The following is a 20,272-nucleotide window of genomic DNA, read 5'->3' as shown; positions in this document are numbered from 1 at the left end:
ATTCGCGGTGAACAGCTACTGAGAGTTACCGCTTTCGAGATCGAGGCGATAGCAGTGGCCCTCGCGCTCAGCGGTGGGCGTGGTGAAGACCTCCGCGAGCCGCATCCCGAGCCGCTTGGTCACGGCGATCGAGCGCGCGTTCATCGCGTCGACCATCGCGACGACACCCGGCACGCCCGCCGACCGCACCCGCTCCAGCGTCATCAGCGCCGCCGCCGTGACGTACCCCTTGCCCCAGTGCTCGCGCCCGAGCCGCCAGCCGATCTCGATCTCGCCCTTCGGCCCCCACGCGTGCGGCCACGGCTGCGCCCCGGTGAAGCCGAGCACCCGGCCCTCGCGGTCGAGCATCGTCCACAGGCAGAACCCCAACTCGGCGTCGTGCCGCCGCTGCCGGGCCGTCAGTTCCTCGTACACCGACAGCTCGGCCGCCACGCCCCCGTGGAACTCCATGACCTCCGGATGGGCGAAGATCCGGTGCCAGGCGAGCGCGTCCTCGTCGGTGGGGACGCGCAGCCGTACTACGGGAAGAGCCAGGTTCACGGGGACAACCCTTCAGCCGGGTGATCAATTCTGCTGAATAGACTGCCCATGTCCAGTGCCGGTCGGCACGCAGATTCCGAACTTGGGGAGACCCGTCGTGACCGTCGTGACTGATCCTCACTCCGAAAACACCGCGCCTCTCTCCGGGAACACCGCCGATGTGATCGTCGTCGGCGCGGGTCCGGCGGGCTCGACGACCGCGTACTACCTCGCCAAGGCCGGGCTCGACGTCCTCCTGCTGGAGAAGACCGAGTTCCCGCGCGAGAAGGTCTGCGGCGACGGGCTCACGCCGCGCGCCACGAAACAGCTCGTCGCCATGGGGATCGACATCTCCGAGGAGGCCGGCTGGCTGCGCAACAAGGGCCTCAGGATCATCGGCGGCGGCGTACGGCTCCAGCTCGACTGGCCGGAGCTGGCCTCGTACCCGGACTACGGACTCGTCCGCAAACGCGACGACTTCGACGAACAGCTCGCCCGGCAGGCGCAGAAGGCGGGGGCGCGGCTGTACGAGCGGTGCAACGTCGGGGCGCCGATCGTCGACGACCGGACCGGCCGAATCACCGGTGTGCACGCGAAGTTGGGCGAGGAGAAGCGCGAAGTCACCTTCCACGCGCCCCTCGTGGTCGCCGCCGACGGCAACTCCACGCGGCTCTCGCTCGCGATGGGGCTGCACCGGCGGGAGGACCGGCCGATGGGGGTCGCCGTCCGGACGTACTTCGAGAGCCCCCGGCACGAGGACGACTACCTGGAGTCCTGGCTGGAGTTGTGGGACCGGCGCGGCCCCGAGGACCGGCTGCTTCCGGGGTACGGCTGGATCTTCGGGATGGGCGACGGGACGTCCAACGTCGGGCTCGGCGTCCTCAACACCTCCGACTCCTTCAAGGAGTTGGACTGGCGCGAGGTGCTGAAGGCGTGGTGCGCGTCGATGCCCGAGGAGTGGGGGTACACGCCGGAGAACATGACCGGGCCCATCCGCGGGGCCGCGCTGCCGATGGCGTTCAACCGTCAACCCCACTACACCAAGGGGCTGTTGCTCGTCGGGGACGCGGGCGGGCTGGTCAACCCCTTCAACGGGGAGGGGATCGCGTACGCCATGGAGTCCGGGCAGATCGCCGCGGACGTCATCGTCCAGGCGCACGCGCGGGCGACGCCGGCGCAGCGGGAGATCGCGCTCCAGCGGTACCCGCAGGTGCTCAAGGACACGTACGGGGGGTATTACACGCTGGGCCGCGCCTTCGTGAAGCTCATCGGGAATCCGAAGGTCATGAAGATCGCGACCCAGCGCGGGCTCACTCATCCGCTGCTGATGAAGTTCACGCTGAAGATGCTGGCGAACCTGACGGATCCCACCGGGGGTGACGCGATGGACCGGATCATCAACGGGCTGAGCAAGGTGGCCCCGAAGGCGTAACTCCCGGGGCGTACGTCACCCTTCCGACCGAGCCCTCCCCAACGCCTCCTCGTTCGCCGCCCGCTGCGCGAACACCGCCTCCCTGCGGTCCGCCATCTGCCGCAGGGCCGCCTTGCGGTCCCGCTTCGACAGCCGGTCCAGGTACACCTGCCCGTTCAGGTGGTCCGTCTCGTGGGCCAGACAGCGGGCGAAGTAGCCGGTGCCCTCGATGGTGACGGGGGTGCCGGTCTTGTCGAGGCCGCGGACGACGGCGACGTCCGGGCGGGGGACGTCCATGACGGCGCCCGGCACCGAGAGGCAGCCCTCGTCGTCGTCGAGGAGCCGACGGGCGGTCGTCGGGAGGGGATCGAGGACGGGGTTGACGATGTGGCCGACGTGGCGGACGCCGTCGTCGTCGGGGCAGTCGTACACGAACAGGCGCAGATCGACGCCGACTTGGTTCGCGGCGAGGCCCGCGCCGCTCGCGACGTACATCGTCAGGAACATGTCGTCGATGAGCGCGGCGAGGTCGGGGCCGAACTCGGTGACGTCACGGCACGGCTTGTGCAGGACCTCTTCGCCGACCTCGGTGATCCGGCGCACGTGACCCTGCCGGGCCTCGGGCGCGAAACGCGGGTACGAGCCGACGGGGCGGCCCTAGACGAAAACGCTGGGCATGTCTGTTGTCTCCCTCTGGCGTCGGCCGGCTGTCGCCGACCGGTCGTCGCCGATCATCTGTTGATCGGCACGAAGGGAGAATCGCACGGTGCCCCGCGGAAGTTCCACGCGAGGAAGGGCCGCTGCCCCCGAGCGGCTGCGGCCCTGCGCCTCAGGTATTACGGGACGTACGGGTCAGAGCACCCGCACCGCGCCGCTCGCCGGGTACCCCGACAGGTCCTGGATGACAACGCCCTTCGAGGGGTTCGCCGCGTCGAGGTACTTGCCCCCGCCGATGTAGACGCCGACGTGGTACGCCGACCCCTTGGCGCCCCAGTACAGGATGTCGCCGACCCGGAGGTCGGAGAGGGGGACATCGGTGCCGACCGTCGACTGGTCCTCGGAGACGCGCGGCAGGTCGATGTTGACCTGCTTGAACGCGGCCTGGACGAGCCCGGAGCAGTCCCAGGAGTTGGGGCCGGTGCCGCCGAGCACGTACGAGTCGCCGACCTGCGCCTTGAGGAAGTCGATGACGGTCGCGACGCTGCCGCTGGACGGCGTGGAGACGGTGTCGGAGGCCGAGCTGGAGCCGCTGAGGCTCGCGCGGGCCTCGGAGCGGGAGACGGCGGCCTCGGCGGCGGCCTTGCGGGCCTCCTCGGCGGCCTTCTTCTTGGCCTCGGCCTGCTTGGCGGCCTCCAGGTCCTTCGCGGCCTCCTTGGCGGCGGCAGCGGCGGCGGAGTCGCGCTCGGCCTGCAGCTGGTAGTTGGCCGCGGCCTGCTGCGTGAACTGGGCCGCCTGCTCGACCTGGGCGGACAGGTCGGCGGTGAGCGTGGGCAGTTCCAGCGTCTGCGTCACCGACGCGTCGGCTGCGTTGGCCGAACCCGCCGCGGTGGCGACGGCCAGCGTGCCGAGGACACCACTGGCGACTCCGGCCCGCATCGCGATCGAGGACGCGTTGCGGCGGGGTTTCCGGTGGCTACGTATGTGAGCGGTGTGGGACATGGGTACAAGCGGTACCAGTAGCTCCTCCATACCTTCAAGGAACGTGTCCTGCGCCACACTTGTTCAATCGGCGCCCCAACTTCTGTGTCCCAGTTTCTTTATTGATGCCGTAACGGACATTGCGGACCTGGGTGATCAGGGCTGTGATCATTGCCTTTCGCTGTTACGCCCGAATTGCCCGCTGCTTACCATCCGTTGAGGTCGTTGGCCAAGCCTGGCTTCGGAGTGCCCTCTTCCGGTGTGGCGCAGGTCACGGAACGGTTACCGGAACCCCTGCGTCCGGCGCTCGTGAATGTGTGCACGCGTCCACACTCCACTGTCGCGTCCCCCTGACGTGTGAACGGGGTCCACTATCAACCCTCTTCGTCCAGGGCCAATTTGGATGCACGGGAACTCTCTTGATATAGAGACGCCCCCTCGTGACCGTCACTGACGAGCGAAAATGTCACTTCTTGTGATCACTTGGCAGCCTCGCGTGCCAAGATCGGCGCCCATATGACTTCATGATCCTTCGTCAGGTGGTGGAGATCACAAAGCTTGTGCAATACCCCGTGTCGCAGATCACAGAGCGACGGGCATAGGATGCGGGGCAGTTGGGCTTGTGACCTGCTTCACATGTTCGCGATCTTGGCGACTGGACCCAACGTTTTTTCAATGCAACCCGCCAACAGTCAGTGCCGACTGAGAGGAGCGAGGAGCGGTGAACGCCTATGCGCCCATCCTCGTACTGGGAGCCCTCGGGGCAGGCTTTGCGATCTTCTCCGTGGTCATGGCCACGCTCATCGGGCCGAAGCGCTACAACCGCGCGAAGCTCGAAGCCTACGAGTGCGGAATCGAGCCGACCCCCACGCCGGCCGGCGGCGGGCGTTTCCCCATCAAGTACTACCTGACGGCGATGCTCTTCATCGTCTTCGACATCGAGATCGTCTTCCTCTACCCCTGGGCCGTCACCTTCGACGCCCTGGGTGTCTTCGGGCTCGTGGAGATGCTGCTCTTCGTGCTCACCGTCTTCGTCGCCTACGCGTACGTCTGGCGGCGCGGCGGCCTGGAATGGGACTGAGGGGCCTTTAGACCATGGGACTCGAAGAAAAGCTGCCGAGCGGCTTCCTGCTGACCACCGTCGAACAGGCCGCGGGCTGGGTGCGCAAGGCGTCCGTCTTCCCCGCCACCTTCGGCCTCGCCTGCTGCGCGATCGAGATGATGACCACCGGGGCGGGCCGCTACGACCTCGCCCGCTTCGGCATGGAGGTCTTCCGGGGCTCGCCCCGCCAGGCCGACCTGATGATCGTCGCCGGCCGGGTCAGCCAGAAGATGGCGCCCGTGCTGCGGCAGGTCTACGACCAGATGCCGAACCCCAAGTGGGTCATCTCCATGGGCGTGTGCGCGTCCTCGGGCGGCATGTTCAACAACTACGCGATCGTCCAGGGCGTCGACCACATCGTCCCCGTGGACATCTACCTGCCCGGCTGCCCGCCGCGCCCCGAGATGCTGATGGACGCGATCCTCAAGCTCCACCACAAGATCCAGCACTCCAAGCTCGGCGTGAACGCCGAGGAGGCGGCCCGCGAGGCGGAGGAGGCGGCGCTCAAGGCGCTCCCCACCATCGAGATGAAGGGGCTGCTGCGATGAGCGATGCGAACGGCACCTCAGGCGCCGGCGCGGGCGCCACCCCCGAGGGCGCGAACCCCGAGAAGGACCTCAGGGCCTCCAACCTCCCCGGCCAGCGCGGCGAGGGCGGCGAGGAGATCCGCGTCCAGCGCGGCATGTTCGGCGCCAACAACGGCGGCGACACCTCCGGTTACGGCGGCCTGGTCCGCTCGGTCCGGCTGCCGGGCGCCGCCACGCGCCCGTACGGGGGGTGGTTCGACGAGGTCGCCGACGAACTCGAAGGCGCCCTGGAGGAACAGGGGCTCCTCCCGGACAACGCGATCGAGAAGACCGTCGTCGACCGGGACGAACTCACCTTCCACGTCGAGCGCGAACACCTCGTCCGCGTCGCCCGCACCCTGCGCGACGACCCGGCGCTGCGCTTCGAGCTGTGCACCGGCGTCAGCGGTGTGCACTACCCGCACGACAAGGGCCGCGAGCTGCACGCCGTCTACCACCTGCGCTCGATCACCCACAACCGGCTGATCCGCCTCGAAGTCAGCGCCCCGGACGCCGATCCGCGCATCCCGTCCCTGGTCGCCGTCTACCCGACGAACGACTGGCACGAGCGCGAGGCGTACGACTTCTTCGGGATCGTCTTCGACGGCCATCCGGCCCTGACGCGGATCATGATGCCGGACGACTGGCAGGGCCACCCGCAGCGCAAGGACTACCCCCTCGGCGGCATCGCCGTCGAGTACAAGGGCGCCCAGATCCCGGCTCCGGACCAGCGGAGGTCGTACTCGTGAGCACGTCGCACGCAACTCCCCGCGAGACCACGGAAGGCTCGGTCTACACGGTCACCGGAGGCGACTGGGACGAGATTGTCCAGTCCGCGGCCCGCGCCGACGACGAGCGCATCGTCGTCAACATGGGCCCCCAGCACCCCTCCACGCACGGGGTGCTCCGGCTGATCCTGGAGATCGACGGCGAGACGGTCACCGAGGCCCGCTGCGGCATCGGATACCTGCACACCGGCATCGAGAAGAACCTCGAATTCCGGACGTGGACGCAGGGGACGACCTTCGTCACGCGCATGGACTACCTGACGTCCTTCTTCAACGAGACCGCCTACTGTCTCGCCGTCGAGAAGCTGCTCGGCATCGAGGACCAGATCACCGAGCGCGCCAAGATCATCCGGGTGCTCCTGATGGAGCTGAACCGGCTCTCCTCGCACCTGGTGTGCATCGCCACCGGCGGCATGGAGCTGGGCGCCACCACGATCATGATCTACGGATTCCGTGATCGTGAAATGATTCTCGACATCTACGAGCTGGTCACCGGCCTGCGCATGAACCACGCGTACATCCGGCCCGGCGGGCTCGCCCAGGACCTGCCGCCCGGCGCGGTGGACCAGATCCGGGCCTTCGTCAAGAAGATGAAGAAGAACCTCCCCGAGTACGACAAGCTCGCCACCGGGAACCCCATCTTCAAGGCCCGCATGCAGGACGTCGGCTACCTCGACCTGGCCGGCTGCATGGCCCTCGGCGCCACCGGCCCGATCCTGCGCTCCACCGGCCTCCCGCACGACCTGCGCAAGTCCCAGCCCTACTGCGGCTACGAGACCTACGACTTCGACGTCCCGACCGCCGACACCTGCGACTCCTACGGGCGCTTCCTGATCCGCCTGGAGGAGATGCGCCAGTCGCTGCGCATCGTCGAGCAGTGCCTGGACCGGCTCCAGCCGGGCCCGGTCATGGTCGCCGACAAGAAGATCGCCTGGCCCGCCCAACTGGCCCTCGGGCCCGACGGGCTCGGCAACTCCCTCGACCACATCAAGAAGATCATGGGCACCTCCATGGAGGCCCTGATCCACCACTTCAAGCTGGTCACCGAGGGCTTCCGGGTCCCGCCCGGCCAGGCGTACGCGGCCGTCGAGTCACCCAAGGGCGAACTCGGCGTCCACGCCGTCTCCGACGGCGGCACCCGCCCCTTCCGGGTCCACTTCCGCGACCCGTCCTTCACCAACCTGCAAGCCATGGCGGCGATGTGCGAGGGCGGCCAGGTCGCCGACGTGATCGTCGCCGTCGCGTCCATCGACCCCGTGATGGGAGGCGTCGACCGGTGACCACCTCTTCCCCCCAGCGGGGCGTCGGCCTGGGCATGCCCGAACTGCCCGCGCCCGCGTACCCGGACGACGTACAGGCCCGCCTGGAGGCGGACGCGCGCGAGGTCATCGCCCGCTACCCCGACTCCCGCTCGGCGCTCCTGCCGCTGCTGCACCTCGTGCAGGCGGAGGAGGGCCACGTCACGCGCACCGGGATGCGGTTCTGCGCGGACGTCCTCGGCCTCACCACCGCCGAGGTCACCGCCGTCGCGACCTTCTACACCATGTACCGGCGCCGGCCCTCCGGCGACTACCAGGTCGGCGTCTGCACCAACACGCTCTGCGCGGTGATGGGCGGCGACGCGATCTTCGACTCGCTCCAGGAGTACCTGGGCGTCGGCAACGGCGGGACCACGGACGACGGGAAGGTCACGCTGGAGCACATCGAGTGCAACGCGGCCTGCGACTTCGCGCCCGTCGTGATGGTCAACTGGGAGTTCTTCGACAACCAGACCGTCGAGAGCGCCAAGCAGCTCGTCGACGACCTGCGCGCCGGCCGGACGGTGTCCCCCACGCGCGGGGCGCCGCTGTGCACCTTCAAGGACACCGCCCGCATCCTGGCGGGCTTCCCCGACGAGCGCGAGGGCGCCGTCGAGGCGAGCGGCGGGGCCGGACCGGCTTCGCTGGTGGGTCTCCGCCTGGCCAGGGGAGAGGCCGCACCCGCGCGTGTGGTCCACCCGCGCGTGGAGACCGCGGACGCGCCGGCCACCGAGGAGGGGGAGGGATGACCTTGGCACCCGAACTGAAGGGCGGCAGCCCCGAGAAGCTGCTCGCGCCCGTGCTGTCGGCCTTCTGGGACGAGGAGCGGTCCTGGTCGCTCGACGTGTACCGGAGGCACGAGGGGTACGAGGGGTTGCGCAAGGCCCTCGCCATGTCACCGGACGACCTGATCGCCTACGTCAAGGACTCCGGGCTGAGGGGGCGCGGCGGCGCCGGCTTCCCGACGGGGATGAAGTGGCAGTTCATTCCCCAGGGAGACGGAAAACCGCACTATCTAGTTGTCAACGCCGACGAATCGGAGCCGGGGACCTGCAAGGACATCCCGCTCCTCTTCGCGAACCCGCACAGCCTCATCGAGGGCATCGTCATCGCGTGTTACGCCATCAGGTCGTCGCATGCCTTCATCTACCTGCGGGGTGAAGTCGTCCCCGTTCTGCGGCGGTTGCACGAGGCCGTACGCGAGGCGTACGCGGCGGGCTATCTCGGCGAGAACATCCTCGGCAGCGGGCTCGATCTCCAGCTCACCGTGCACGCCGGGGCCGGCGCGTACATCTGCGGTGAGGAGACCGCGCTGCTCGACTCGCTCGAAGGCCGCCGGGGTCAACCGCGGCTGCGTCCCCCTTTCCCTGCCGTCGCGGGCCTCTACGCGTGCCCGACTGTAGTGAACAACGTCGAGTCCATCGCGTCGGTTCCCGCGATCCTGAACCGCGGAAAAGAATGGTTCCGCTCGATGGGCAGCGAGAAGTCCCCGGGCTTCACGCTGTACTCCCTCTCGGGCCACGTCGCGAGCCCCGGCCAGTACGAGGCGCCGCTCGGCATCACGCTGCGCCAGCTCCTGGAGATGAGCGGCGGGATGCGCCCCGGCCACCGGCTGAAGTTCTGGACGCCGGGCGGCTCCTCGACGCCGATGTTCACCGACGAACACCTCGACGTCCCCCTCGACTACGAGGGCGTCGGCGCGGCCGGCTCGATGCTCGGCACCAAGGCGCTCCAGTGCTTCGACGAGACGACCTGCGTCGTGCGCGCGGTCACCCGCTGGACCGAGTTCTACGCCCACGAGTCCTGCGGCAAGTGCACGCCCTGCCGCGAAGGCACCTACTGGCTCGTGCAGTTGCTGCGCGACATCGAGGCCGGCAAGGGCGTCATGAGCGACCTCGACAAGCTGAACGACATCGCCGACAACATCAACGGCAAGTCGTTCTGCGCCCTCGGCGACGGCGCCGCCTCGCCGATCTTCTCCTCGCTGAAGTACTTCCGCGAGGAGTACGAGCAGCACATCACGGGCCGCGGCTGCCCCTTCGACCCGGCGAAGTCCACGGCCTGGGCCGACAAGCACACGGAGGTGAACGCATGACAGTGACGACCAGCGCTCCCTCCGGAGGCGGGGAGGCGGCGGCGCCGCGGGAAGATCTCGTGACGCTGACGATCGACGGCGCCGAGATCAGCGTGCCCAAGGGCACCCTGGTCATCCGGGCCGCCGAACAGCTCGGCATCGAGATCCCCCGCTTCTGCGACCACCCCCTCCTCGACCCGGCCGGCGCCTGCCGGCAGTGCATCGTCGAGGTCGAGGGCCAGCGCAAGCCCATGGCGTCCTGCACGATCACCTGCACCGACGGCATGGTCGTGAAGACGCACCTGACCTCGCCGGTCGCCGAGAAGGCCCAGCACGGCGTGATGGAGCTGCTGCTCATCAACCACCCGCTGGACTGCCCCGTCTGCGACAAGGGCGGCGAGTGCCCCCTGCAGAACCAGGCGATGTCGCACGGCCAGGCCGAGTCCCGCTTCGAGGGCCGCAAGCGGACCTACGAGAAGCCGGTGCCGATCTCCGCGCAGGTGCTCCTGGACCGCGAGCGGTGCGTGCTGTGCGCGCGTTGCACCCGCTTCTCCAACCAGGTCGCGGGCGACCCGATGATCGAGCTGATCGAACGGGGCGCCCTTCAGCAGGTCGGAACGGGCGAAGGCGATCAGTTCGAGTCGTACTTCTCCGGGAACACGATCCAGATCTGCCCCGTAGGGGCGCTCACCTCGGCCGCCTACCGGTTCCGCTCGCGCCCCTTCGACCTCGTGTCGTCGCCGTCCGTGTGCGAGCACTGCGCGGGCGGCTGCGCGACCCGCACGGACCACCGACGCGGCAAGGTCATGCGGCGGCTCGCCGCGAACGACCCCGAGGTCAACGAGGAGTGGATCTGCGACAAGGGGCGCTTCGGATTCCGGTACGCGCAGACGCGCGACCGCCTGGAGACGCCCCTCGTGCGCAACGCCGAGGGCGACCTCGAACCCGCCTCCTGGCCGGAGGCCCTTCAGCTCGCGGCGCAGGGCCTGCTCGCCTCGCGCGGGCGCACGGGCGTGCTGACCGGCGGCCGGCTCACCGTCGAGGACGCGTACGCGTACAGCAAGTTCGCGCGCGTGGCGCTCGACACGCACGACATCGACTTCCGCGCGCGCGTGCACAGCGGCGAGGAGGCCGACTTCCTGGCCTCCCAGGTCGCCGGGCGCGGCCGGGACCTCGACGGCACGGGCGTCACGTACACGGCCCTGGAGCAGGCCCCGGCCGTCCTCCTGGCGGGCTTCGAGTCCGAGGAGGAGGCGCCCGGCGTCTTCCTGCGGCTGCGCAAGGCGTGGCGCAGGAGCGGGCTCAAGGTGTTCTCGCTGGCCACGCACGCGACGCGCGGTCTGCACAAGGCGGGCGGCACGCTGCTGCCGGCCGCTCCGGGCACCGAGACGCAGTGGCTGGACGCCCTCGCGGCCGGCAGCGGCCTGGAGTCGCCCGGTGAGGTGGCCGCCGAGGCGCTGCGGGCCGAGGGCGCCGTCATCGTCGTCGGCGAGCGCCTGGCGGGCGTCGCCGGAGGGCTCACGGCCGCCGTGAGGCTCGCCTCGGCGACCGGGGCGCGGCTCGTGTGGATCCCGCGCCGGGCCGGCGAGCGGGGCGCCCTGGAGGCCGGGGCGCTGCCCGCGCTGCTGCCCGGCGGGCGTCCGGCGACCGACCCGCGCGCGCGTGAGGAGGTCGCCGCCGTCTGGGGGCTCGCCGAACTCCCGCACGGGTACGGGCGCGACACCGGGCAGATCGTCGAGGCCGCCGTCGCCGGTGAGCTCCAGGCGCTGCTGGTGGCCGGGGTCGACGTCGCCGACCTGCCCGACCCCGCGCGGGCGCGTACGGCGCTCGACGAGGTGGGCTTCCTGGTCTCGCTGGAGCAGCGGCCCAGCGAGGTCACCGAGCGCGCCGACGTCGTCCTGCCGGTCGCGGCGGTCGCCGAGAAGGCGGGCGCCTTCCTCAACTGGGAGGGCCGGGTGCGCTTCTTCGAGGCCGCCCTCAAGCCGGACCAGATGACGCGCCCGCTGCCCCCGGGCGACGCGCGCGTGCTCCAGATGCTGGCCGACGCCATGGACGTCCACCTGGGCCTGCCCGACCTGCGCACCACGCGCGCGGAGATCGACCGGCTCGGCGCCTGGGACGGGCAGCGGGCCGGGGAGCCGAACGAGACGCAGGGAGCGCTCCCGCGGCCCGCCGCGGGCGAGGCCGTGTTCGCGGGGCACCGGCTGCTCCTCGACCAGGGCCGACTCCAGGACGGCGACCCGGCGCTCGCCGCGACGCGGCACGCCTCACGCGCGCGCGTGTCGGCCGCGACGGCCGCCGAGGCGGGCGTGCGGGACGGCGAGGTCCTGGCCGTCACCGGCGCCACCGGGACGGTCGAACTGCCCCTGGAGGTCACCGAGATGCCCGACCGGGTGGTGTGGCTCCCGCTGAACTCGACGGGCGGGGGCGTCGCCTCCGACACCGGGGCCCGGCCCGGAACGCTCGTCCGTATCGGCCCGGCGACGCCCGCCGACGCTCCCGAGGAGGTGGAGGCATGAGCCCGTTCCTCGCGGCGGAAGACCTCTCGATGTTCGGCCGTGACCCCTGGTGGCTGGTCGTCGTCAAGGCGGTGTTCTGCTTCGCGTTCCTGATGGTGACCGTGCTGTTCTCCATCGTCTGGGAGCGCAAGGTCGTCGCCTGGATGCAGCTGCGCGTCGGACCCAACCGGCACGGCCCCTGGGGCATGCTCCAGTCGCTCGCCGACGGCATCAAGCTGATGCTCAAGGAGGACGTCGTCGTCAAGCGCGCGGACAAGGTCGTCTACATCCTCGCGCCGGTCGTCGCCGCCATCCCCGCGTTCATGGCCATCGCGGTGATCCCCTTCGGCCCGGCCGGCAACGAGGTGTCGATCTTCGGGCACCGCACGACGATGCAGCTCACCGACCTGCCGATCGCGATGCTCTACATCCTGGCGGTCGCCTCGGTCGGCATCTACGGCATCGTGCTCGCGGGCTGGAGCTCCGGTTCGACGTACCCGCTGCTGGGCGGCCTGCGCTCGGCCGCGCAGATGATCTCCTACGAGATCGCGATGGGCGCCGCGTTCGCGTCGGTGTTCCTGTACTCGGGCTCCATGTCGACGTCGACGATCGTCGAGCAGCAGAGCGACCGCTGGTACATCCTGCTGCTGCCGGTCTCGTTCATCCTGTACATCGTCACGATGGTCGGCGAGACCAACCGCGCCCCCTTCGACATGCCGGAGTCCGAGGGCGACCTGGTCGGCGGCTTCAACACCGAGTACTCGTCGATCAAGTTCGCGCTGTTCATGCTCGCCGAGTACGTCAACATGGTGACCGTCTCGGCCGTCGCCACCACGCTCTTCCTGGGCGGCTGGCGGGCTCCCTGGCCGATCAGCGGCTTCTGGGAGGGCGCGAACCACGGCTGGTGGCCGATGCTCTGGTTCGTCGTCAAGGTGCAGCTGCTGTTGTTCTTCTTCATCTGGCTGCGCGGCACGCTGCCGCGCGTGCGCTACGACCAGCTGATGAAGCTCGGCTGGAAGGTGCTGCTGCCGGTGTCGATGGTGTGGCTGATGCTCGTCGCCACCATGCGGACCCTGCGCAACGAGAACTACGGCTTCACCGACATCGCCCTGTACGTCGCCGGCGGGCTGATCGCCGTCCTGCTGATCTCGTTCGTCGTCGACGTCTTCCGCGACAAGGCGAAGAAGGCCGAAGTCCCGGCCGAGCCCGCCGGATTCGACCCGATGGCGGGCGGATTCCCGGTGCCGCCGCTGCCCGGACAGGAGCTTCCGCCGGTGCCGAGGCGCCGTTCCCACCGGGAGCGGGAGCTGATTGTCAGTGGTGGGGTCGATACTCAGAGTGACGGACCTCGTGACGGAAAGGAGGCGTCCGATGGCTGAGGAGCCCAAGGAGACCACACCGGGTTTCCAGAACCCCGTGGCCGGCTTCGGCGTGACCTTCAAGGCCATGTTCAAGAAGCGGCTCACCGAGCAGTACCCGGAGCAGCAGAAGACCACCGCCCCGCGCTTCCACGGACGGCACCAGCTCAACCGCCATCCGGACGGCCTGGAGAAGTGCGTCGGCTGCGAGCTGTGCGCCTGGGCCTGCCCCGCCGACGCCATCTACGTCGAGGGCGCCGACAACACCGACGAGGAGCGCTACTCGCCGGGCGAGCGCTACGGGCGCGTCTACCAGATCAACTACGCCCGCTGCATCCTGTGCGGCCTGTGCATCGAGGCGTGCCCCACGCGCGCGCTGACGATGACCAACGAGTTCGAACTCGCCGACTCCAGCCGCGCGAACCTCATCTACACCAAGGAACAGCTCCTGGCGGGCCTCGACGACACCATGGTCGACACGCCCCACGCGATCTACCCCGGGACCGACGAACAGGACTACTACCGGGGCCTGGTCACCGAGGCCGCCCCCGGCACCGAGCGCCAGGTCGCCGTCTCCAAGGGCGAGAAGCCCACCGAAGAGGGGGTGGACGCGTGAGCGCGCTGGCTGCCTACTCGACGTCCACCGGCGAGGCGTTCCAGTTCTGGACGCTCGGCACGGTCGCGGTGATCGGCGCCCTGTGCACCGTCTTCATGAAGCGGGCCGTCCACAGCGCCCTCTGCCTCGCCGGGACCATGATCATCCTGGCGGTGTTCTACCTCGCCAACGGCGCCTACTTCCTCGGCATCGTCCAGATCGTCGTCTACACGGGCGCGATCATGATGCTGTTCCTGTTCGTCGTCATGCTGGTCGGCGTCACCGCCGCCGACTCGCTGAAGGAGACCATCAAGGGCCAGCGCTGGCTCGCCCTGCTCAGCGGGCTCGGCTTCGGCATCCTGCTGGTCGGCGGCATCGGCAACGCCTCCCTGAGCGAGTTCAACGGCCTCGCGCAGGCGAACGCGAGCGGCAACGTGGAGGGCCTGGCCACCAAGATCTTCACCACGTACGTCTTCGCCTTCGAGATCACCGGCGCGCTGCTCATCACGGCCGCCGTCGGCGCCATGGTCCTCACCCACCGCGAGCGCACCGAGCGCGCGAAGACCCAGCGCGAACTGGCCGAGCAGCGCGTGCGCGACGGCAAGCACGTCCCGCCGCTGCCCGCGCCCGGCGTGTACGCGCGCCACAACGCCGTCGACATCGCGGGCCTGCTGCCCGACGGGACGCCGTCCGAGCTGACCGTCAGCAAGACCCTGCGCGACCGTGGCCAGATCCGGGACGTCTCCACCGAGGCGATTGCCGACCTGAAGGCCCTCCAGCAGCGCTCCGAGGAGCGCCTGGAGCGCGAGGGGATCGAGCCGCCGCGATTTGGGCGCGAGGCTGAGGAGGCGTCGCAGTGAACCCGGTCAACTACCTGTACCTCGCCGCCCTGTTGTTCACGATCGGCGCGACCGGAGTACTCATCCGGCGCAACGCCATCGTCGTCTTCATGTGCGTCGAGCTGATGCTGAACGCCTGCAACCTCGCGTTCGTCGCCTTCTCCCGCATGCACGGCAACCTCGACGGACAGGTCATCGCCTTCTTCACGATGGTCGTCGCGGCGGCGGAGGTCGTGGTCGGACTCGCGATCATCGTGTCGCTGTTCCGCTCCCGCCACTCGGCCTCGGTCGACGACGCCAGCCTGATGAAGCTGTAAGGGGTCGGAAGAAACGTGGAGAACCTCATCGCGCCGCTGATCGCGGCGCCCCTGCTCGGAGCGGCCGTGCTGCTCACCGGAGGCCGCCGGCTCGACGCCGTCGGCCACTGGATCGGCACGCTCCTGTCGGCCGTCTCCTTCGTGTTCGGCCTGATCCTCTTCGCGGACCTGCTCGGCAAGGACGCCGAGCACCGCACGCTCCACCAGCACCTGTTCAGCTGGATCCCCGTCGAGGGCTTCCAGGCGGACGTCGCGTTCCGCCTCGACCAGCTGTCCATGACGTTCGTCCTGCTCATCACGGGCGTCGGGTCGCTGATCCACCTCTACTCGATCGGGTACATGGAGCACGACGAGCGGCGCCGCCGCTTCTTCGGCTACCTGAACCTGTTCCTCGCGGCGATGCTGATCCTGGTCCTCGCCGACAACTACCTCCTGCTGTACGTCGGCTGGGAGGGCGTGGGCCTCGCCTCCTTCCTGCTCATCGGGTTCTGGCAGCACAAGCCCAGCGCCGCGACGGCCGCGAAGAAGGCGTTCCTGGTCAACCGGGTCGGCGACATGGGCCTGTCGATCGCGATCATGCTGATGTTCACGACGTTCGGCACGTTCGCCTTCGGCCCGCTGCTCGGCACGCACACCGAGCCCGGCGTCGCCGCCGACGCGAGCGAGGGCAAGCTCACCGCGATCGCCCTGATGCTGCTCCTCGCGGCCTGCGGCAAGTCCGCGCAGGTGCCGCTGCAGTCCTGGCTCGGGGACGCCATGGAGGGCCCGACGCCCGTGTCGGCGCTCATCCACGCGGCGACCATGGTCACCGCCGGCGTCTACCTCATCGTCCGCTCCGGCGCGATCTTCAACGCGGCGCCGGACGCCCAACTCGTCGTCACCATCGTCGGCGCGGTCACGCTGCTGTTCGGTGCGATCGTCGGTTGCGCGAAGGACGACATCAAGAAGGCCCTCGCGGGCTCGACGATGTCGCAGATCGGCTACATGATCCTCGCGGCCGGCCTCGGCCCCATCGGCTACGTCTTCGCGATCATGCACCTGGTGACGCACGGCTTCTTCAAGGCCGGGCTCTTCCTCGGCGCGGGCTCCGTCATGCACGGCATGAACGACGAGGTCGACATGCGCAGGTACGGCGGCCTCAGGAAGTACATGCCGGTCACGTTCATCACGTTCGGCCTCGGCTACCTCGCGATCATCGGGTTCCCGGGCCTGTCCGGCTTCTTCTCCAAGGACAAGATCATCGAGGCGGCGTTCGCCAAGGGCGGCACCGAGGGCTGGATCCTCGGCGGCGCGGCCCTGCTGGGCGCCGCGCTCACCGCGTACTACATGACGCGCGTGATGCTGATGACGTTCTTCGGCGAGAAGCGCTGGCAGGCCGACGAGAACGGCGACGAACCGCACCCGCACGAGTCGCCGAAGTCCATGACGATCCCCATGATCGTGCTGGCCTTCGGGTCGGTCTTCGCGGGCGGCCTGTTCAGCGTCGGCGACCGCTTCCTGCACTGGCTGGAGCCGATCACCGGCCACGACCACGGCCACGCCCCGATCAGCGCCGCGACGGTCACCACGGCCACCGTCGCCGTCATGGTCGTCGGCGTCACGACCGCCTGGCTCCAGTACGGACGCCGCCCGGTGCCCGCCGTCGCCCCGCGCGGCTCGCTGCTCACCCGGGCCGCCCGCCGCGACCTCCTCCAGGACGACTTCAACCACGTCGTCCTGGTGCGCGGCGGCGAACACCTCACGCGCTCCCTGGTGTACGTCGACCACACCCTGGTCGACGGCGTCGTCAACGGCACGGCGGCCGGCTTCGGGGGCCTGTCCGGACGGCTGCGCCGCCTGCAGAACGGCTTCGCGCGCTCCTACGCGGTCTCGATGTTCGGCGGCGCCGCGGTCATCGTCGCCGCGACCCTGCTGATGAGGGCGGTCTGATACCGATGTCCTTTCCCCTGCTGACAGCGACGGCGGTGCTCCCGGCCGCCGGGGCGATCGCCACGGCCGCCGTACCGGCCGCGCGACGGAACGCGGCGAAGTCGCTCGCGCTCCTGGTCTCGCTCGGCACGCTCGCCCTCGCGATCGCGATCCTGGTCCGCTTCGACCCCGACGGCGACCGCTACCAGCTCACCGAGTCCCACTCCTGGATCAAGGAGTTCGGGGTCCGGTACGAACTGGGCGTCGACGGCATCGCGGTGGCGCTCATCGCGCTGACCGCGCTGCTCATCCCGTTCATCATCCTGGCCGGCTGGAACGACGCCGACCCGCTGGAGACCGGCAGCCGGCGCTGGCGGCCCACCCAGGGCTTCTTCGCGCTGATCCTGGCCGTCGAGGCGATGGTGATCATCTCGTTCGAGGCCACCGACGTCTTCCTGTTCTACATCTTCTTCGAGGCCATGCTCATCCCGATGTACTTCCTCATCGGGGGCTTCGGGGACCGCGCGCACGAGCACGGCGAGGAGGCGGCGTCCACCCAACGGTCGTACGCCGCCGTCAAGTTCCTGCTCTACAACCTGGTCGGCGGCCTGATCATGCTGGCCGCCGTGATCGGCCTGTACGTGGTCGCGGGCAACTTCAGCCTCCAGGAGATCGCGCAGGCGCGCGCGGACGGCTCGCTCGACATGGCGACCAACACCGAGCGGTGGCTGTTCCTCGGGTTCTTCTTCGCGTTCGCGGTGAAGGCCCCGCTGTGGCCGCTGCACACCTGGCTGCCGAACGCGATGGGCGAGGCCACGGCCCCGGTCGCGGTGCTCATCACGGCCGTCGTCGACAAGGTCGGCACGTTCGCGATGCTCCGTTTTTGTCTGCAACTCTTCCCGGAGGCGTCGAAGTGGGCGACTCCGGTCATTCTCGTGCTCGCCCTGATCAGCATCATCTACGGCGCCCTGCTCGCCGTCGGGCAGCGCGACATCAAGCGGCTGGTCGCCTACGCGTCGATCTCGCACTTCGGGTTCATCGTGCTCGGCATCTTCGCGATGACCAGCCAGGGCCAGTCCGGCGCGACGCTCTACATGGTCAACCACGGCATCTCGACGGCCGCCCTGATGCTCGTCGCCGGCTTCCTGATCTCCCGGCGCGGCTCGCGGCTCATCGCCGACTACGGCGGCGTCCAGAAGGTCGCCCCGGTGCTCGCCGGGACGTTCCTGATCGGCGGCCTCGCCACCCTGTCGCTGCCGGGCCTCGCGCCCTTCGTGAGTGAATTCCTCGTCCTGGTCGGCGCGTTCGCGCGCTACCCGGTCGTCGGGATCATCGCCACCTTCGGCATCGTGCTCGCCGCGCTCTACACCCTCGTCCTCTACCAGCGGACGATGACCGGCCCGGTGAAGCCCGAGGTCGCGTCGATGCCCGACCTGAGGATCCGGGAGATCGCGGTGGTGACGCCGCTGATCGTCCTGCTGGTCGTCCTGGGCGTCTATCCCAAGCCGATCACGGACGTCGTGAACCCGGCGGTCAAGCAGACCCTGTCCGACGTGGACAAGAAGGACCCCCAGCCCGAGGTGGAGGCGGCCAGGTGAGCGCAACTGTCGTCCACAGCCTGTGGACAACGGCGGCCGATCCGATCTCGAAGATCGACACGCCGAAGATCGAATACGGGCAATTGTCGCCCACCCTGATCGTCGTGGGCGCGGCGATCGTCGGGATCCTCGTCGAGGCGTTCGTGCCTCGGAAGTCCCGCTACCACGCCCAGGTGTTCGTCTCCGTCGTCGCCCTGTGCGCCGCGTTCGCGGCCGTCGTCGCCCTCGCGGCGAAGGGGTACGGCACCACGCGCGCGGGGATCGTCGCCATGGGCGCGATCGCCGTCGACGGACCGGCCCTCTTCCTCCAGGGCGTCATCCTGCTCGCCGCGCTGGTCGGCCTGTTCACCTTCGCCGAACGGCGCCTCGACCCCGAGGCGCACGGCAACCGGGTCGACTCCTTCGCCGCGCAGGGCTCCGCCGTACCCGGCAGCGAGGGCGAACAGGCCGCCGTCAAGGCCGGGTTCACCACCACCGAGGTCTTCCCGCTGCTGCTCTTCGCGGTCGCCGGGATGCTGGTCTTCCCGGCCGCCAACGACCTCCTGACGCTCTTCATCGCCCTGGAGGTCTTCTCCCTCCCGCTGTACCTGCTGTGCGCGCTGGCCCGCCGCAAGCGGCTCATGTCGCAGGAGGCCGCCGTCAAGTACTTCCTGCTCGGCGCGTTCGCCTCCGCGTTCACCCTGTTCGGCATCGCGCTGCTGTACGGGTACGCCGGTTCGGTGTCCTACGGGACGATCGCCCGGGTCGTCGACGGCACCGTCACGTCCGTCGACCCCGCGCTCGCCGACACCATGGGCAACGACGCGCTGCTCCTCATCGGCGCCGCGCTCCTCGTGATGGGCCTGCTGTTCAAGGTCGGCGCCGTGCCGTTCCACATGTGGACGCCGGACGTCTACCAGGGCGCGCCCACGCCGGTCACCGGGTTCATGGCCGCCGCGACCAAGGTCGCCGCGTTCGGGGCGCTGCTGCGTGTCCTGTACGTCGTCCTGCCGGGGCTGCGCTGGGACTGGCGGCCCGTCATGTGGGGCGTCGTCATCGTCACCATGCTGGGCGGGGCGATCGTCGCGATCACCCAGACCGACATCAAGCGGCTCCTCGCGTACTCGTCCATCGCGCACGCCGGGTTCATCCTCGCGGGCGTCATCGCGGCCACGCCGGACGGGGTCTCCTCGGTCCTCTTCTACCTCGCCGCGTACTCCTTCGTGACGATCGGCGCCTTCGCCGTCGTCACGCTGGTGCGCGACGCGGGCGGTGAGGCCACGCACCTCTCCAAGTGGGCCGGCCTCGGGCGGCGCTCCCCGCTCGTCGCCGCCGTCTTCGCGGTGTTCCTCCTCGCCTTCGCCGGTATCCCGCTGACCTCCGGGTTCGCGGGCAAGTTCGCCGTCTTCAAGGCCGCCGCGGAAGGGGGTGCGGCGCCGCTCGTCGTGGTCGGTGTCATCTCCTCCGCCATCGCCGCGTTCTTCTACATCCGGGTCATCGTCCTGATGTTCTTCAGCGAGCCCCGGCCCGAGGGGCCGACGGTCGCCGTTCCCTCTCCGCTGACCATGGCCGCGATCGGGGTGGGGGTGGCTGTGACGCTGGTCCTCGGTGTCGCGCCGCAGTACTTCCTCGATCTCGCGGGGCAGGCGGGGGTGTTCGTGCGCTGAGGTCCGGGCGCGTGTGGACGACGGCCTGGCGGCCCTTTCGGGGGCGCCGGGCCGTTGGCGTTGGGGGTGAGGGCGGGGGTGGGTGCGTGGTCGCGCGAAGGGGAGTGGGGTGGGCTG

The 20,272-nt window shown here is 69.5% G+C and carries 17 protein-coding genes and 1 pseudogene; 15 read left to right on the top strand and 3 right to left on the bottom strand.

Annotation, left to right across the window (positions count from 1 at the left end):
• Positions 1–15: 15 nt before the first annotated feature.
• The gene (locus tag IAG44_RS16635; RefSeq protein ID WP_187747881.1) at positions 16–540 is read right to left on the bottom strand and encodes a GNAT family N-acetyltransferase; all 525 of its coding nucleotides are present in this window, start codon (positions 538–540) and stop codon (positions 16–18) included.
• 97 nt (positions 541–637) lie between these two features.
• On the opposite strand from IAG44_RS16635, the gene IAG44_RS16630 reads away from it, so the two are divergent.
• Positions 638–1,951, top strand: a complete 1,314-nt coding sequence (locus IAG44_RS16630; RefSeq protein WP_187747880.1) for a geranylgeranyl reductase family protein — start codon at positions 638–640, stop codon at positions 1,949–1,951.
• Positions 1,952–1,966: 15 nt separating this feature from the next.
• Here the strand turns inward: IAG44_RS16630 and def are convergent.
• Together def and IAG44_RS16620 are read right to left on the bottom strand one after the other, a co-directional pair.
• Positions 1,967–2,608 (bottom strand): annotated as a pseudogene (gene def / locus IAG44_RS16625) (peptide deformylase).
• Between the two features lie 174 nt (positions 2,609–2,782).
• Positions 2,783–3,619: a C40 family peptidase gene (locus IAG44_RS16620; RefSeq protein WP_187747879.1), complete on the bottom strand. Its 837-nt coding sequence runs from the start codon at positions 3,617–3,619 to the stop codon at positions 2,783–2,785.
• Between the two features lie 670 nt (positions 3,620–4,289).
• Between IAG44_RS16620 and IAG44_RS16615 the strand changes: the two genes are divergently transcribed.
• From IAG44_RS16615 to nuoN, 14 genes are read left to right on the top strand one after another with little or no spacing between them, the layout of a single operon-like run.
• Positions 4,290–4,649, top strand: a complete 360-nt coding sequence (locus IAG44_RS16615) for an NADH-quinone oxidoreductase subunit A (RefSeq protein WP_007383963.1) — start codon at positions 4,290–4,292, stop codon at positions 4,647–4,649.
• 14 nt (positions 4,650–4,663) lie between these two features.
• On the top strand, positions 4,664–5,218 hold the full coding sequence (locus IAG44_RS16610) for a NuoB/complex I 20 kDa subunit family protein (protein ID WP_187747878.1): 555 nt from the start codon (positions 4,664–4,666) through the stop codon (positions 5,216–5,218).
• A complete protein-coding gene (locus tag IAG44_RS16605) occupies positions 5,215–5,985 on the top strand; it encodes an NADH-quinone oxidoreductase subunit C (RefSeq protein ID WP_187747877.1) in 771 nt (256 codons plus the stop codon). Before IAG44_RS16610 ends, IAG44_RS16605 begins: the two co-directional genes overlap by 4 nt.
• Complete coding sequence (locus IAG44_RS16600) at positions 5,982–7,304, top strand: NADH-quinone oxidoreductase subunit D (protein WP_187747876.1); 1,323 nt, start codon at positions 5,982–5,984, stop codon at positions 7,302–7,304. Before IAG44_RS16605 ends, IAG44_RS16600 begins: the two co-directional genes overlap by 4 nt.
• A complete protein-coding gene (nuoE, locus tag IAG44_RS16595; RefSeq protein ID WP_187747875.1) occupies positions 7,301–8,071 on the top strand; it encodes an NADH-quinone oxidoreductase subunit NuoE in 771 nt (256 codons plus the stop codon). The genes IAG44_RS16600 and nuoE overlap by 4 nt, the downstream gene beginning before the upstream one ends.
• Positions 8,068–9,417: an NADH-quinone oxidoreductase subunit NuoF gene (gene nuoF / locus IAG44_RS16590; RefSeq protein WP_187747874.1), complete on the top strand. Its 1,350-nt coding sequence runs from the start codon at positions 8,068–8,070 to the stop codon at positions 9,415–9,417. Before nuoE ends, nuoF begins: the two co-directional genes overlap by 4 nt.
• Positions 9,414–11,915: an NADH-quinone oxidoreductase subunit G gene (locus IAG44_RS16585; protein WP_187747873.1), complete on the top strand. Its 2,502-nt coding sequence runs from the start codon at positions 9,414–9,416 to the stop codon at positions 11,913–11,915. The genes nuoF and IAG44_RS16585 overlap by 4 nt, the downstream gene beginning before the upstream one ends.
• Positions 11,912–13,273 carry an NADH-quinone oxidoreductase subunit NuoH gene (gene nuoH / locus IAG44_RS16580; protein WP_187747872.1) on the top strand — a complete coding sequence of 454 codons (1,362 nt, stop codon included), beginning with the start codon at positions 11,912–11,914 and terminating at the stop codon, positions 13,271–13,273. The genes IAG44_RS16585 and nuoH overlap by 4 nt, the downstream gene beginning before the upstream one ends.
• A complete protein-coding gene (gene nuoI, locus IAG44_RS16575) occupies positions 13,266–13,868 on the top strand; it encodes an NADH-quinone oxidoreductase subunit NuoI (RefSeq protein WP_187747871.1) in 603 nt (200 codons plus the stop codon). Before nuoH ends, nuoI begins: the two co-directional genes overlap by 8 nt.
• The gene (locus IAG44_RS16570; protein ID WP_187747870.1) at positions 13,865–14,707 is read left to right on the top strand and encodes an NADH-quinone oxidoreductase subunit J; all 843 of its coding nucleotides are present in this window, start codon (positions 13,865–13,867) and stop codon (positions 14,705–14,707) included. The genes nuoI and IAG44_RS16570 overlap by 4 nt, the downstream gene beginning before the upstream one ends.
• Positions 14,704–15,003: an NADH-quinone oxidoreductase subunit NuoK gene (gene nuoK / locus IAG44_RS16565; protein ID WP_037929353.1), complete on the top strand. Its 300-nt coding sequence runs from the start codon at positions 14,704–14,706 to the stop codon at positions 15,001–15,003. Before IAG44_RS16570 ends, nuoK begins: the two co-directional genes overlap by 4 nt.
• Before the next feature lie 15 nt (positions 15,004–15,018).
• Positions 15,019–16,932, top strand: coding sequence for an NADH-quinone oxidoreductase subunit L (gene nuoL / locus IAG44_RS16560; RefSeq protein ID WP_187747869.1), 1,914 nt, complete (start codon positions 15,019–15,021; stop codon positions 16,930–16,932).
• A 5-nt stretch (positions 16,933–16,937) separates the two neighbouring features.
• Positions 16,938–18,509: an NADH-quinone oxidoreductase subunit M gene (locus IAG44_RS16555; RefSeq protein WP_187747868.1), complete on the top strand. Its 1,572-nt coding sequence runs from the start codon at positions 16,938–16,940 to the stop codon at positions 18,507–18,509.
• Positions 18,506–20,155 carry an NADH-quinone oxidoreductase subunit NuoN gene (gene nuoN, locus IAG44_RS16550; RefSeq protein WP_187747867.1) on the top strand — a complete coding sequence of 550 codons (1,650 nt, stop codon included), beginning with the start codon at positions 18,506–18,508 and terminating at the stop codon, positions 20,153–20,155. Before IAG44_RS16555 ends, nuoN begins: the two co-directional genes overlap by 4 nt.
• Positions 20,156–20,272 lie beyond the last annotated feature (117 nt).

This window comes from Streptomyces roseirectus (genome assembly GCF_014489635.1).
In the GTDB taxonomy this organism is placed as follows: Bacteria; Actinomycetota; Actinomycetes; order Streptomycetales; family Streptomycetaceae; genus Streptomyces; species Streptomyces roseirectus.
The sequence above is the reverse complement of the archived record's forward strand: the minus strand, read 5'-3'. Positions and strand labels throughout refer to the sequence as shown.